Annotated in this window: 12 protein-coding genes; 1 reads left to right on the forward strand and 11 read right to left on the reverse strand. The window is 36.2% G+C overall.

Annotated elements, in window-relative coordinates; genetic code table 11:
- Window positions 1-15 precede the first annotated feature (15 nt).
- Window positions 16-1,386, forward strand: coding sequence for an MATE family efflux transporter (locus NST46_RS20840; protein WP_303448542.1), 1,371 nt, complete (start codon window positions 16-18; stop codon window positions 1,384-1,386).
- A 570-nt stretch (window positions 1,387-1,956) separates the two neighbouring features.
- Here the strand turns inward: NST46_RS20840 and NST46_RS20845 are convergent.
- From NST46_RS20845 to trmL, 11 genes are all read right to left on the reverse strand, one after another.
- The gene (locus NST46_RS20845) at window positions 1,957-2,379 is read right to left on the reverse strand and encodes a DUF1801 domain-containing protein (RefSeq protein WP_118888678.1); all 423 of its coding nucleotides are present in this window, start codon (window positions 2,377-2,379) and stop codon (window positions 1,957-1,959) included.
- 337 nt (window positions 2,380-2,716) lie between these two features.
- Complete coding sequence (locus tag NST46_RS20850; protein ID WP_341137701.1) at window positions 2,717-3,253, reverse strand: AAA family ATPase; 537 nt, start codon at window positions 3,251-3,253, stop codon at window positions 2,717-2,719.
- Between the two features lie 1,030 nt (window positions 3,254-4,283).
- Window positions 4,284-5,261 (reverse strand): aldo/keto reductase, encoded by a 978-nt coding sequence (locus tag NST46_RS20855; RefSeq protein ID WP_341137702.1) that lies wholly within the window; start codon window positions 5,259-5,261, stop codon window positions 4,284-4,286.
- Between the two features lie 144 nt (window positions 5,262-5,405).
- On the reverse strand, window positions 5,406-5,759 hold the full coding sequence (locus NST46_RS20860) for a VOC family protein (protein WP_118888675.1): 354 nt from the start codon (window positions 5,757-5,759) through the stop codon (window positions 5,406-5,408).
- A gap of 123 nt (window positions 5,760-5,882) precedes the next feature.
- Complete coding sequence (locus tag NST46_RS20865) at window positions 5,883-6,401, reverse strand: DNA topology modulation protein (RefSeq protein WP_251660616.1); 519 nt, start codon at window positions 6,399-6,401, stop codon at window positions 5,883-5,885.
- A 216-nt stretch (window positions 6,402-6,617) separates the two neighbouring features.
- Window positions 6,618-7,343, reverse strand: coding sequence for a DUF3888 domain-containing protein (locus NST46_RS20870; protein ID WP_341137703.1), 726 nt, complete (start codon window positions 7,341-7,343; stop codon window positions 6,618-6,620).
- A 426-nt stretch (window positions 7,344-7,769) separates the two neighbouring features.
- Window positions 7,770-8,957 (reverse strand): NupC/NupG family nucleoside CNT transporter, encoded by a 1,188-nt coding sequence (locus NST46_RS20875; RefSeq protein WP_118888672.1) that lies wholly within the window; start codon window positions 8,955-8,957, stop codon window positions 7,770-7,772.
- Between the two features lie 227 nt (window positions 8,958-9,184).
- The gene (locus NST46_RS20880; RefSeq protein ID WP_341137704.1) at window positions 9,185-10,474 is read right to left on the reverse strand and encodes an NCS2 family permease; all 1,290 of its coding nucleotides are present in this window, start codon (window positions 10,472-10,474) and stop codon (window positions 9,185-9,187) included.
- 301 nt (window positions 10,475-10,775) lie between these two features.
- Entirely contained in the window at window positions 10,776-12,047 is a 1,272-nt protein-coding gene (gene odhB, locus NST46_RS20885) for a 2-oxoglutarate dehydrogenase complex dihydrolipoyllysine-residue succinyltransferase (protein ID WP_303448551.1), read from the reverse strand.
- Window positions 12,034-14,901: a 2-oxoglutarate dehydrogenase E1 component gene (locus NST46_RS20890; RefSeq protein WP_303448553.1), complete on the reverse strand. Its 2,868-nt coding sequence runs from the start codon at window positions 14,899-14,901 to the stop codon at window positions 12,034-12,036. Before NST46_RS20890 ends, odhB begins: the two co-directional genes overlap by 14 nt.
- 522 nt (window positions 14,902-15,423) lie before the next feature.
- Complete coding sequence (gene trmL, locus NST46_RS20895; protein ID WP_303448555.1) at window positions 15,424-15,897, reverse strand: tRNA (uridine(34)/cytosine(34)/5-carboxymethylaminomethyluridine(34)-2'-O)-methyltransferase TrmL; 474 nt, start codon at window positions 15,895-15,897, stop codon at window positions 15,424-15,426.
- Window positions 15,898-16,081: the final 184 nt, after the last annotated feature.

The following is a 16,081-nucleotide window of genomic DNA, read 5'->3' on the forward strand; positions in this document are numbered from 1 at the left end:
AAAGGAAGAGTTTTAATGTATGAAACAAAAACAGTTAAGGAAAAACTGAAGCTATTTATCATCATTTTAATTCCCATCTTAATTACACAAATCAGTATGAACCTCATGACATTCTTTGATACGATGATGTCTGGCCGTTCTAGTGCTGCAGACCTTGCAGGCGTAGCAATTGGGGCTAGCCTCTGGGTTCCGATCTCTACCGGAATTAATGGTATTGTTCTGGCAATCACGCCAATTATAGCACATCTGATTGGCGGGCGAGCTGACCAGGAAGTACCAAAAGTTATTCAGCAAGGAATTTATTTGGCAATTATTTTATCTATCTTAATTATGGTGGCCGGTGTGATTTTCTTAGAACCGATACTATCTATGATGGATCTGGAATCTGAGGTGCGACATGTCGCAAAATATTATCTGTTCACACTAGGAATTGGTATTATTCCCTTGTTTATTTTTAATACAATTCGTTGTTTTATGGATGGCCTCGGACAGACACGCATTTCCATGATCATCATTCTGATCTCCCTGCCACTTAATGTTATCTTTAATTATATATTTATTTTCGGAAAATTAGGGGTGCCGGCATTAGGTGGTATAGGAGCAGGCATTGCAACTGCGATTACGTATTTTATCGTGTGCATTATTGCTCTTTACTTTCTTCATCGAATTCAGCCTTTCAAGAAATTTGCTGTGTTTGCTAAATGGTTTAAACCTTCCCTCAAACAATGGCGTAACCAATTAAAGATTGGTATACCAATTGGTGCAGCAATATTTTTTGAGACAAGTATTTTCTCAGCTGTAACGTTATTGATGAGCGTTTACAGCACAAATACAATAGCGGCACACCAAGCGGCATTGAACTTCGCTAGTCTCTTGTATATGATTCCACTAAGTGTCGGGATGGCGTTAACAATTACGGTTGGCTTCGAAGCAGGTGCTAAGCGTTATAAAGATGCACGTGCATATGGATACATCGGAATGAGCGGAGGTATATTTATCGCACTCTTTGCAGGAGTTATTTTGTATTTATTGAATGGTCCTGTAGCTGCCCTTTACAATTCCGATCCAGAAGTGATTGAGCTAACGAAGCAATTTATTTATTTTGCTATTTTTTATCAGCTGGCAGATGCATTTGGTGCTCCAATTCAAGGTATACTTCGTGGTTATAAAGATGTAAATATGACATTGATTATTGCATTAATCTCTTATTGGGCTATCGGGCTTCCAATTGGCTGGTTATTAGCAAATTACACTGCTCTGGAGCCATTTGGCTACTGGGTTGGAATTATTGTTGGCCTCAGCGCTGGCGCAGTTGCATTATTATGGCGACTTCTCTATATTCAGAAGAAATATGCGTTTTCTAAAAAAGCACATCCAGTTGAATGAAAGGGTTCCGTTTATAAGTGCATATTAGTTAAACAACAAAACTGACGTATGGCAATTCATACGTCAGTTTTGTTGTTATTCTAACGATTAATGCTTAAATTAGGTTTTTGGCATCCGAATATCTCATTTATTTTTTATTGGACAAGATATTGTACATATAAAAAACGATGGCAATTTGGCTGTCAATTTAGATAATAGACCTTTGTTTATAAAGTACAAAAGAACCTCTTTTAAAAGATCCAGGTCAATTTCTCCTTATTATTAAACTCCCTCGATGGATTCAATTTACTCCTAAATTCTAAAGCACCCGTAATTTAATATAATTTGCTTCACAAATGGAGGGAGAGCAATAAAGTCAGAACTATAAAAAGCTAACGTCTCGTCCAACTTTAAAACATTTTTGAATCTAAATGGAATTAGTCCAACACATTAAGATCACGATCGAATATTTCTTCATTATCCAAGCCTGTTGAAGTCAAAATGCACTATTAAAATTCTCGCGAGGCATGGATACAGATGGTGAAACAAGCATAGTCAGTTGGACACGGATTTAAAACAATGCCAATAGCTTTATTCGTTCGGATAAAGATCTTTATATGTTTCTACTGTATGTTTAATTAAATCCTTTAAAACATTGGTATCGATATCAGCTAATTTATTTACATAAATACAAGCCTTACTCTTCGTGTGTTTACCAAAGTTTTCTAATAATTTTTCCCTTTTCTCACTTTCATAGTCCAAATAAAGACTAATTTTCGCTTTTCTTGGTGAAAAACCCACTAAAGGCGCATCCCCTTCACGTCCTGATGCATACTTATAGTGATAGCTACCAAAACCTATAATACTAGGCCCCCACATTTTTGCTTCGTAACCAGTTACTTCTTCAAATATTTCCAATAACTGATAGGCATCTGCCTTCTTCTTCTCATTTTCCACACTTTCAATAAATCCAATTACACTGTTGTCGGTTTCTTTCATCTTCGGTTCATACATATATGCGCTCTCCAATTCTCTGAGTAAACAATTGCTTACGATATTGTCATCATTATTACATTCTAGAATACAAGTCCAATTTCCTGCAATAAAGATGGGAAACTACTTTTTATACATTCATTTCTTTATAAATAAACCTCTTATCCGTTAAAAAACGAGCATAAGAATTATGGAAACCCTCCTCTATAACCAACGGGCTGTTTTGAAGTTCCTCTGTGAGATTAATTAAATTTACTTTTTCATTGCGATCTATTTTACTTAGATTGCCTCCTTGAGCACAATAGGTGCCGTTTAATATCTTGTTCAACTCTTGCACCATTAATTAAGAAAGGTTTTATTAATTAACGGTAAACCTGTCTTCCTTCAAAACGACATCTACAAGACCCTCTAAATCAGCATCATTATTATCAAGTATAAACTCATCAGGAAAATAATTTGAATTAAAATCTCTAACAATTTGTCTAATTCTTTCTTCTCCTACATACGCAATTCCACTTCGTAGCCTATCCCTATTAATTAGGATATTTATATCACTTTTAATTACTATTATTTTAATGTTAATATCTAAATGTTTCATTCTATCTATAACAGAAAATATCTGCTCTTTAGAAAAAACATAATCAGTAACTACATTCATATTATTTTGTGTAAAGTTTTCAACCAGAGCAACTATATTGTCCCATAAGACATTCAGAAAAAAATTATCGTGGTCATCACAAGGATGTACCCATCCTTTCTTTACCAAATTGTATAGCACATCCCCCTCTATATGTACACATAATCCATCCATACTTTTACATATCTTATCAGCCAATGTACTCTTTCCAGCCCCAGGGGGACCACTTATCAAAAAGACTGTTCTTTTTGAATTCAAAAAATCACGCCCTCTGAAATGAATTATATATTATAAATATGATATGTTACTAAACTTATTACGGAACTTAATATTCTGCGTTGATAGGAGTCTTTATTGTGTGTTTTTAAGACAATTTTAAATGTTTACTTTCAAATATCATAATATTAATGCAACAAGTCCCGATCATCCTTCTTCTCAACTATCCTGACCCTTCGTTTAAGTACATTCCTTCACAAATTATTCTTATCTACATTATTTATTTTAAGATTGCCACTTAGATTAAGGCACAAGTATGAGGCCTCCTATAATATTAATAGAATAGCCCCATATGTTGTAAATAATAAAGATTGATTGACTTATTTTAAAATTAACTACTGTTCAATGCCTTTCCTTCTTCAAAACTTTTTTAAAATGATGGATCCCTTCAGGTACTTCCTCACTACCATTTGGATCAAGAAGCCACTCAATCATTTTGTAAGGCATTTTAGACTCGTTGTCATTTCAGATGAAGTTATAGCACTTATTATTTCATCTTCACTCACATCCCATAATTAAATGGAAACTTATCTTAAATTTTCTATAACCTTTAGATCCACTCACCGTGTCTCCTCTCACACTCTTCATTATATTTGAGAAAAAAGGATTATAAGCCCAACAATAAATGCAAAGAAAAGACGATTGACTTAATACCCAACTGCGTAACTCTCACCAGTTGAATAAAAATGCTGAAATGATTCACCTTCGTTATATAGTTAATAAGATAATCGCTATCCTCGGAATAGATTAATTCTAATTTTTCCCCAAGCTTTTCATGCGAGGTCATAAATAAGATTATCATGATCTTGGAAATTGGTTTTTCCATTCACTATCTTACTTTCTTACATTGTCCAACCTTCACTATGGCTTAATAAAGACAACCTTAAAAGGTGGATATGAAGTGTGCCTTCTTTCGCTAATTTAGCTATGTATATCAATTCCTGTTTAGTCAAACCACAATAAAGTTTACCTAAACTCATATGGGTAAGATAATCATCCTGTTCATAAAATTTTACGGTAACTTATTACCGCGTGAAGCCGTATACAGAGAATACCATTCTTCACGAGTCATAATCTCCGCCTGTTGGATTGCATCCTGGCATTTAGCAATTCTATCTGGATTTGTTGTACCAATGACAGGCTGAACCATAGCTGGATGTCGCATTAACCATCCAAGCACAATTGCTTCTGCGGAGGTTTCTTTTTCTAGTGCTAATTTTTTCACCAGCTCTATCGTGGCTAGCTCCGATTCTGACGGATTATCTATGGAGCGACCAGAATAGATTCCATTTGCTAAAGGTGACCATGCTTGAATTTGTACATTGGCTAAGCGACAATATTCAATTGTCCCATCTGGAAAATTCACACCTGTCCCTTCCTTTTGGTTCACTAAAACACCTTGCTCTAGCCAATCAACTTGCTGTAAGCTCATATTCAGTTGGTTAACAATCATAGGTTCAGAACAGTAAGCATTCAAAAATTGGATTTGAGAAGCACTCATATTAGATACCCCAAAATGACGAACTTTTCCTGACCTCTTCAATGTTTCGAATGTCTCTGCTACTTCTTCTGGTTCCATTATGGGGTCGGGACGATGCAATAAAAGAATATCTAAATACTCGGTGTTCAATCTATTTAGGATACCATCGACTGAATTCAGGATATAATCCTTTGAGAAATCATAGCGACCTGGATTCTTGCCATCCGCAAATCGAATACCACATTTTGATTGAAGTACTATGTTTTCTCTGAGTTCCGGACGCGATTTTAAGATTTCACCAAATACTTTTTCCGCTTTTCCCATATTATAAATGTCGGCATGATCAAACATTGTAATTCCGTGCGATAATGCTGCATCGATTGCTTTTTCTGTTTTTAGTATATCCTCTTTTGTGTAAGCAGTTTGATCCCTGTCTCCCCCAAACCCCATACAGCCTAGTATGAGACGGCTTGTTGTGATTCCCATTTTTTCAATAGGCATTACTTTCATGTATTTTCCTCCTGACTTACTAAATTCATAATATAATTTTGTTTGTTTTCTATCAGAATTATAGCACCTTCTGTTAAATTAAACTGTCCTGTTCGTACGATATCAGAAACTTTAATTAAAGCATCGGTTAGCTTAATATTAATATTAACATTTGCATATCATTAAGATGTTTCCATCCGGATCTTTGAAATTAAAATAATGATTATGTTCGATTGGTGTAATTAAATCAACATCCTTTTTACTCATAAAATGGAATGCTTCTTCAATGCTTTTTGTATTGAAGTGGAATGCTGGAACTTTAAATATTCTATCTTCTGAATAGATCTTGCTGTCTAACACAATCCCTGTACCTTCCATAGGAATAACGTAAAGATGACCGAATTGAATCTCCCCATCTGTTTCTAGTCCTAAAATATCACAGTACCAATCTCTCGCTTTCTCTATGTTGCTTACTGGAATGAATACTGTTCCTATTTGTTTTAAGATAGGATTATCCATAAAAATCCCCCCCTTTAAATAACCTTATTAAATATTCCATATATTAAGTATAAAATCCTGCTTCTTTAGTAAAAAAGACCGCCGCATTGACTAGCTCATTGTTATATTAAAACACCTGTTCGTTTAAGTGCAATTGTCTAAATAAGACTTAATTTCTTGTCTACTCTTTAAAATAATAATCTCTTTTTTAGAATCTAAGGCTTGAAAGTTCTGAAATTGTTCGATCATTTTTCTTTTACGAGGATAATAAGTAGTATATATAAACCTAATGAATTTCCAATCTAACTTTTCCTTACAACCATTTCCCATATCAGGCCGTGTTTTGCCGATGTTCTTTAGCCATCGCTTAACAACACGATATAAACAAACATATAATGGTAATTCCAAATAAATTATTGTGTCAGCGTGTTTTGCGCGAATCTGAATAGTATTACTATAGTTTCCTTCAATTATCCATTGACCTTGTTTTACAATCTCTTGCTGTGCTTCCGAAAACTCTTCTAATGTGGCTTCTACCCAGTTTGGCTTCCAATATAAGGCGTCTAAATGATTAACTTTTATATGAAGCTCTTTCCCTAACTTTTGTGCGAAAGTTGACTTCCCAACACCTGCCGAAACTCCAATTACCATTATTTTTTTCATCCTAGGTCACCACCTCTTAACAGGTTTTATAATCTGTTTAGTATCTCTCTTTCAATAATACCATAATATTCAAAAATATTTACCAAAAGAAAAAGACAACCATTTTTATGATTGCCTTGTTTAACAATGCACCCTTTAATAGAATAACTAAGAGTTATTCGCTGAAACCGTTACAGGTTCGAGCTATAAATCACATATACCAAAGTAAATCATTTTTCATTTTTTTCCTTGTCTTCTTTCCTTCTTTACAACTACCCATTTACCATTTAACCTAGACAGTTGAATAACAATGTTAGTTCCATCTGCCTTTTTAAAAAGAATGTATCCTTGATTATTCTTAATAAAGGTAACTGGCTCTATAATATTTTTATATGGGGGTTTTATTTCGGGATTTAAATCATTCACTATGATGTCCGTTACAATATCCGATAGAGATTTGTATTCCTTTTGTTTTTCCGATTTATATAATAGTTGTTCATATTTAATTTTTTTGAAGGAGTTTAAGTTTATTTTAAATGTCTCTTTGATATCTGCAATAGTCTCATTATAAAAATTTGCTATTTTCCTTTCTTCTTCATCTCCCTCGTGGATGAATTTAATGACTTTGACCTTGTCTACTTCCACTCCAAGGATTATTGTTTCTTTACCGTAAGGGGGATTATGAGCTTCTTCAAAGGTATTTACTTGAACTTTGACTTTAAAACTAAATCCACCGTCTTTTTCTCTTGATATACCGAGTATTTTCGCATCGTACAAACCATACGATTTATGATAGCCGTAATACTGTTCTACTGCTTCTGATATATACGGATCCAATAAAGTAATCAATGTGTCGAGCAGCAATTTATTTTCTATTTTATTTTGTTTGGCATTCGTGTCATTTGGCTGGATAAGAATAATGAACAAGAAAATTAAAAGTACAAAACACAATTTGTTTTTCATATACACCCACCTAAAATTCTTTAGGTTTAGGATTTCCCTTACTGAAAATACAATACAATCCTTTAAGTCGAGCAACCACGCATTTTTTTTGACAATAAATAGTCGGTAGAGTTTTCTGGCTTCCAAGTTAGTTACACCTGCCCACCTATCCATTAATTTCACAATTGATCATTCAGCGATATAGTCCGATTGTTGAACAGAAGCTAAACACGACTCTTCAAGTATTCTGCCTCGTTCGTTCAAGAGCTTTTATTCATAAGAAAACTGCACCTCCAATTGAGGTGCAGTTCATTTTAGTCTACTTTTGTTTCCAATTTTAACGGTCGATTTTAATGTCAGTTGAGGTGTATTTTTGGAAAATGCACCTCAAAACGAAGCCTTTACAGTTGTTTGGATGAAACGAACAACCCTCGTGCCAGGTCTTCATTATAAAAATAACCCTGTAATAGTTGCTGATAAAATCGAAGCTAGAATCGAACCAGCTAATAATTTCATTCCAAATCCGGAAGCTTGTACTGCTTTTTTCGCATCGATACCTTTTACCGTTCCAGCAATAATACCGATAGATGAGAAGTTAGCGAAACTTGTTAAGAATACTGTAACAATACCAATTGTTTTTTCTGACATTGTATCCAGAAACGGTTGAAATTCAAGCATAGCTACAAATTCATTGGTAACGATTTTCATACCCATAACTGCTCCAGCGTCTATAACTTCACTTGGATCAATCCCCATTAGAATACCGAGCGGAGCAAGAATATAACCTAAAATTTGCTGCAATGTTACCCCTGCAAAGATAAATTGAATAATCCAGTTAACCAAGGATAATGAAGCAATAAAAGCTATTAGCATAGCAGCAACAATCAAAGCAATTTTACCGCCCTCTAATGCACCGTTCCCCATTGCTTCAAAAATACTTTTATCCTGCGTTACATTACTTATATCAACATAATCCTCTTCCTTTGGTACTCGAACTGGTGCAATGATTGAAGCTATCATTAAACCACTAAACATATTTAAAGGAAGTGCTACTAAGATATACTGTGGTGGAAGCATTAGAATATAGGAACCTACAATTGCTGCTGAAACGGAACTCATTGCAGAAGCACAAACGATGTACAAACGATTTTCCGATAAATGGTGAAATTGGGATCGAATTGCAATTAATGCCTCTGACTGACCGAAAAAGATACTATTCACCCCGTTAAAGGATTCAATTTTAGGTAAGCCTGTAATTTTAGAAATAGCTGCACCAATATACTTAATTATCAATGGTAAAATTTTTAAATACGTAAGCACAGAAAGAAGTGTTGCGAAAAAGATAATTTGCAGTAATACGTTGAAGAAGAATACGCCACCATCTTCTAACGCAAATCCGCCAAGCACAAAGCTTATCCCTTCTACACCAAATTCAATTAGCTTATTAAATACAGCAGAGATACCATCAATGATTGCTTTTCCAATCTGTGTGGAAAACATAAACCATGTTATTAACAGCTGACAAACCAGCATAATGCCGATTCCCTTGTAATTAATTATTTTCTTATTATTGGACATTAAATAGGCTAGGCCTAAGGTAATAATTATCGCTAAAATACCGAGAAGTATACCCATCACGGTAAAGCCTCCTTTAAGAAACAGTATTAAAATAGTTTTTCCCTATTTTTATCTTTTTTAACATATAAATTTCCTGTTTGTTTGAGCCGTATAAAACTGTCTCCCTTCGGTTGTGGAGACAGTATTCATTTGGCAGATAAGAATAAGAATGTCTTAAACATTCTTATTGCCTAAGGGCAACTATGGGATTTACATAAAAGCTTGGTAAATGCCAAGTTTTCTAATCAATGCGTTGGGAAAAAGGCCATTTGGATAAGAAAAATCACACCAAACACATATAAAATCCAATGCACTTCCTTACCTTTACCACTTACAAGCTTCAATATTGGATACGTTATAAACCCAATAGCAATTCCTGTTGCAATACTTGATGTGAATGGCATTGTTAAGATGACTGCAAATGCAGGGAAAGCTTCATCAAATGCTTTCCAGTTAACCTTAGCCAGTCCTTCCATCATAAAACACCCTACAATAATTAAAACTGGTGAAGTAATGGCTGGCAAACCAGCGATTACTGAAATTATAGGTGTAAAGAAAATCGACAGCGCAAATAGTATTGCCACAACAATCGATGTTAATCCGGTTCTTCCCCCTGCTGCAACTCCTGAGGTAGATTCAATATAAGCTGTTGAAGGGCTTGTCCCAAACATCGAGCCAACAGTCGTTGCGGTTGCATCTGCTAAAAGTGCCTGCTTTGCACGCGGCATTTTTCCGTCTTTCATAAACCCTGCTTGTTCGGCAACTCCTATCATTGTTCCAGTAGTGTCAAACAGTGTTACTAATAAAAAGGCAAATACTACTGTATAAAGACCGTTTGAGAATACGCCACCTATATCCATATCAAAAAATACTGGTGCAGGAGGTGCAGATAGAACACCTGTCACCGTTAACTGTCCTGTAAAATATGCAATGATTGCCGTAGCAAGCATACCGATGAATAGTGCACCTTTTAACTTCATAACAAAAAGAATTAGTGTGATTAATAACCCAACTAAGGTTAATACAATCATCGGATCATGTAAATCACCAAGCCCAACAATCGTCTCTGGATTCGCTACAACAATCCCTGAATTGCGCAGCCCGACGAAAGCAATAAACAAACCAATACCAGAAGTAATTCCATATTTTAATGATGGTGGGATTGCACCAATCAATGTTTCACGCAGCTTTGTCAAACTAAGAATAATAAAAAGAATTCCAGCTAAAAATACAGTGCCAAACACTACTTGATAGGACAAACCTTGCGTTGCGACAATACTCGCAAAGTATGCATTTAACCCCATACCAGGAGCAATTGCTATTGGGTAATTCGCGAAAATCCCCATAATTAAAGTACCTACTATAGCAGCAATAACGGTTGCCATAAATACCTGTTCAAATGGAATTCCTACAGAAGATAAAATTGCAGGATTTACAACAACAATATAAGCCATCGTTAGAAATGTTGTTGTTCCAGCAACAACCTCCGTACGGATATCTGTATTATTTTGTTTTAGTTTAAAGCCCTTATCCATATAATACCCCTTACTTTCCGTATATTTTTACCAACGTTTACTATAATATTCGTTTCACTACTATTTTGCAATGGTTAACTTGAGATTAAAGCAATTGTCATTGATTTTTCATCGTTAATTATTTTTAAATTGGGATATGGTTGGGCAGAAATTGCAGATGGTTCAATTAGAGGATTAGGTGGATATATGGACTAAGCGATTAATTTGAGACGTATGGTAATCGCGATTTTCCAGTGAAACAACACGTAAAAAACCTTTGCTGATACTTTCACAGCAAAGGTTTTTTAATTCTATTCAACTATTAACCTTCTAATAATAAATCATATGGGTCTTCTAGCATTTGTTTTACACGTACAAGGAATTGAACCGCTTCTTTTCCATCGACAATTCGATGGTCGTAAGATAATGCAAGGTACATCATTGGACGAACTTGGATTGAATCATCCGGCATTACCATTGCTCGTTTAACAATGTTATGCATTCCTAGGATTCCTACTTGTGGTGCATTTAAAATTGGTGTAGACATCATAGAACCAAATGTACCACCGTTTGTAATAGTAAATGAGCCACCTTGTAAATCCTTCAATCCTAATTTATTATCACGCGCTTTTTTGCCTAGGTTGACAATTTCACCTTCAATACCTGCAAAGTCAAGACGATCTGCATCACGTACTACTGGGACGACAAGACCTTCATCTGTGGATACTGCAATACCGATATCGTAAAATTTCTTTACAACTAGCTCATTACCTTGAATTTCTGCATTCAGTAATGGGAACTCCTTTAGTGCTCCTACAACAGCTTTTGTAAAAAAGGACATAAAGCCAAGCTTCACACCATTTTTCTCTAAAAATTTATCTTTACGCTGTTTTCGAAGATCCATCACAGCAGTCATATCCACTTCGTTAAACGTTGTTAGCATCGCAGTTTCGTGTTGAACATTTACAAGATTTTTAGCAATTGTTTGACGTCGACGGGTCATTTTCACACGCTCAACTGGCTTATCAAACTCCGTTTTATTTGCAGCTGCTGGCGCTTCTTTTTTAGCAGGAGCTGACTTAGGTGCTTTTGGTTCACTTGGTGCTTGTGCTGCGGCATCTACATCTTCTGGACGAATTCGACCGAGCGGATCACGGGCATTCACTTTACTCAAATCAATATTTAGCTCACGCGCACGTTTTCTAGCCGCTGGAGAAGCAATCACTTCAGAATTGTTATGATCCTTTTCAGAATTTGCTTCTGGAGCTTTTGGAGCCTCTACTGGTTGCTCTTTCGCAGCTTCCTCTTGCTTCTCTTCCTTTGGTGTTTCGGCTGGTGCAGTACTTCCGCCTGCTTCTCCATTCTCATCTAAGCTTGCAATCGTATCTCCTACGGAAACATCGTCACCTTCTTCACTGAGAATTTCGGTAATAACACCAGAGAAATCAGAATTGACTTCAACGTTTACTTTATCCGTTTCCAGCTCAACAATCGGATCTCCCTTTTCTACTTTATCCCCTTTTTTCACGAGCCATTCTGCAATCGTACCTTCTGTAATGGATTCAGCTAGTTCTGGAATCTTAATTTCTTGCACTGGATTTTCCCCCTTCAGATATGTTTAGCGCTTGATTGATAATTTTGTTTTGAGCTGTTTTATGAACACTTGGTATTCCTCCAGCTGGTGCTGAACGACTTGGCCTGCTTATTACGCGTAATTTCTGCCCTTCTTGTAATAATTCTCGTAAGTAATCATCCACAAAATTCCAAGCCCCCATATTTTTCGGCTCTTCTTGCACCCAGACAATTTCTTTTAGATTCGGTAATTGTTTTAACTCTTCTTCCAATGCTTTTTTCGGGAACGGATAAATCTGTTCCAACCGAATAGCACGCAACCATTCAAAGCTTTGTTCTGAAGCTTCCATTGTTTCCTCTATATCAATCATGATTTTTCCACTGCCGATTAAGAGACGAGTCGCACTCTCTTTATTTATCTCTAAACCTGGCTGGTTACGCAACGTTTTAAATTTCCCTGTTGTAAACTCTTCAGCAGGCGCCCCCATTTTAGGATGACGAATGAGACTGCTTTTTGGCGTCATTAGAATTAAAGGTCTTGCTTGTTCACGCCCACGTAACGCTGCTTGTCTGCGTAACAGATGGAAAAGCTGTGCGGATGATGTAACGTTCGCCACAATCCAGTTGTTCTCCGCTGCCATTTGTAAAAACCTTTCCAAACGTGCACTGGAGTGTTCTGGACCCTGCCCTTCATAACCATGCGGCAGAAGGATAACCATATTGGATTTTTCTCCCCATTTAGCACGTGATGATGATATAAATTGGTCAAAGATTACTTGACCAGCATTCGCAAAATCACCAAATTGTGCTTCCCAAATAACTAGCGTGTTTGGCGAATGAACACTATAACCATATTCGTAACCTAAAACAGCAGCTTCTGATAATGGGCTGTTTCGAATATCAAAGGATGCTTTTGCATCGGTTAACCCGTGCATTGGACTATACTTTTCATTTGTTACCGTATCATGGAGCACAATATGACGGTGTGCAAATGTACCTCTCTCCGAATCTTGACCAGTGAGGCGTATTGGAATTCCATCTCGTAAAATAGATGCATATGCCAGTGTTTCACCAGTACCCCAGTCCGCCGTATTTCCTTCTTCGAAAGCTTTTTCACGGCGTTTCAAAATCTTTTCTGTTTTCTTGAACCCATTAAATCCTTCCGGGCGTTTCAGCAAATCTTTATTTAAGGATTTTAATGTTTTCAGATCAATTGCAGTTTCAAACTGATCCAACCCATTTAATAGCACTTCAGGCATTAATTTTGCTTCTGGCTGACCAATATCATGCTCTTTCATATTTTTATAAATGTCGGTTAATTTTGTTTCGACATCCTCTTTCAGTTTATCGAAGTCCCCTGGATCAATAATATTTTTCTCTTCCAAAGCTTTAGCAAATATCTCTGCTACAGGCGGATGATTATCAATTTCTTGATACAATTTCGGCTGTGTCGTTCTTGGTTCGTCCATTTCATTATGACCAAACCTACGATAACCAACTAAATCAATCATGAAATCCTTACGGAACTTTTGTCGGTATGCATAAGCTATTTTTATGGCTGACAAGCATGAAATTGGGTCATCAGCGTTTACTCGGACAACCGGTATTTCAAATCCTTTCGCTAAATCACTTGCATAACGAGTGGATCGGCCATCCTCCCGGTCAGTTGTATAGCCTAAAAGGTTGTTTGCAATGATATGAAGCGCCCCACCTGTATTGTAACCAGGTAGCCCACTTAAGTTTAACGTTTCTGCAACAACACCTTCTCCAATAAATGCTGCATCACCATGAATCAGAACAGCAAGCGCTTTATTGAAATCACGCTTCGGATAACCTTTTTCTGACCGGTCATCTTGTGCTGCACGTGCGAAGCCTTCTACTACTGGATTCACAAATTCTAAATGTGATGGGTTATGTGCTAACGTAATGCGGGTTTTTAACGCATCCCCACTACTGACTTCTCGCTTTGCCCCATAATGATATTTCACATCACCTGTCCAGCCATAATTAATTGCTGCTGACCCTTCTGATGGCATCAATTCTTTATCTTTCGAGTAGTTAAACTCTGAGAAAATTTTATCGTATGGCTTCCCTAAAACATTTGCAAGAACGGCTAGACGACCACGATGAGCCATGCCCATCATTACATTTTCAATTCCATCCTTAGCTGCATAGTGTACGATTCGATCAATCATCGGCACCATTACCTCTAAGCCTTCAATTGAAAAACGCTTTTGTCCGACAAATGTTTTTTGCAAGAAATGTTCAAAACCTTGTACATCTACGAGCCGCTCTAAAACTACCTTTCGCTGCTCATCCGTTAATTCAAGTCTAGCATTTCCATTTTCAATTAAATCAAAAAGCCATTTTCGTTCTTCATGGTTATTCACATGATCATATTCAAATGTGATGGTACCCGTATAATATTTCCTTAGACGGTTTACAACATCTAATCCATTCTCCACATCACTTGGAGCTTTATCCCATACCCAGGAGGCTGGAATACTTTTTAAATCTTCTTCCGTTAAATCATACGTTTTCAATTCCAGTAAGTTCGTTTTGCTTCCTTTATAGCCACCAATCGAGTAAATATCTGCCTCCGTGTGACCATAACGACGAATAGCCTCAACAAGTTGCATCGCTGAGGTTAATTTTTTTACACTACTTGCTAATGTGTTTTGTGATACGGATTGCCCTGCATTTTCTTGTTGGTACATCCATGCAGGAGCCCCATACTTATCGAACATCTCTTTAATAGATGGTTCGACAGCTTCAGGGTCTTCTCTGTACAATTCATACTGTTGTTCTAAATACCCCGAGTTTGGTCCATGAAATTGCCCCCAGAATCTCTCTACAGATTCTCCATTTTCTGCCACGTCTGATACCCCCATTAGAAGTTAACTTCCCCCGCCATGTAAACGGTTCAATTTTATTATAGATATGTAACTACGTTTCATCAACTAATATACCTTATTTTTAGCCCACTTACAATATATGTACATACTTTTCAATATATTTATTTATTCCAAATTTTAATTAAATTACAGGAGGAAATTCATCAAATTTTATCACTGGAATCATTCGGAAAAAATGCCTTTTCCAAGTACTTATATTAGAGGGATCAACCAAATAAATTGGATGATAGTTTCCTTATTGAAATAATTTCGTTATAATAGGGGCATATTCAATTAAAACGCTTTATTTTCATAATAAGGAGGAAATTCTCATGAAATTAGCATTACTTATGGGTGTTATTCTAACATTCGTCGTTTCTTTTTTCACTTCTGGCTATGAAGCAAAACCTGGGGTGCCTAAGAAAAACCAATAATGGTATGAAGTAAAAGTAACATATCCTAAAAAATCCGCTCAGCATTATTTGCCGAACGGGTTTTTTTACCTTATATCAAATTTGGAAAGCCTTGCTGTCTTAATGCTTCATAGATAATAATCGCGGCCGTATTCGACAGATTCAGTGACCTTACTTTATCATTCATATGAATTCGCAAGCATTGGTCTTCTCTACCGACTAAAAGCTCTTTCGGAAATCCAGTTGATTCTCTTCCAAAAACAAAAAATATATCTTCTTCTTTTTTGCTATAATCAAAATCAGAATAGTGCTTTGTTCCGAAGTTTTCAATATAATAATAGACACCATTTGGATACTGCTCATATAATTGATCCATCGAATCATGCTCATGGACATCGACATGTTTCCAATAATCCAACCCAGCTCTACGCAGCATCTTATCATCTGTCGAAAAGCCGAGTGGACGAATCAAGTGAAGTGTAGTATCAGTTGCTAAACACGTTCTTCCAATATTTCCAGTATTAGCAGGTATCTCTGGTTGATATAATACGACATGTAAACTCAACATTCATTCTCCTTAACAATTTATTAACCCTACTATTATAGGTTGTTAAAAAATTCCGGTAAAAATGACACATCGAATTTCTTCGTTGGCTTGCTTTTCCGTTCCTCACGTATTAATTGCATACGTTCCGGTACTCAAAACTTCGCCGCCTCAAACTTCTCGGTCATTTTCATCCTCATTTTTA

The organism is Oceanobacillus sp. FSL W7-1309 (genome assembly GCF_038002145.1).
Taxonomy (GTDB): Bacteria; Bacillota; Bacilli; order Bacillales; family Amphibacillaceae; genus Oceanobacillus; species Oceanobacillus profundus.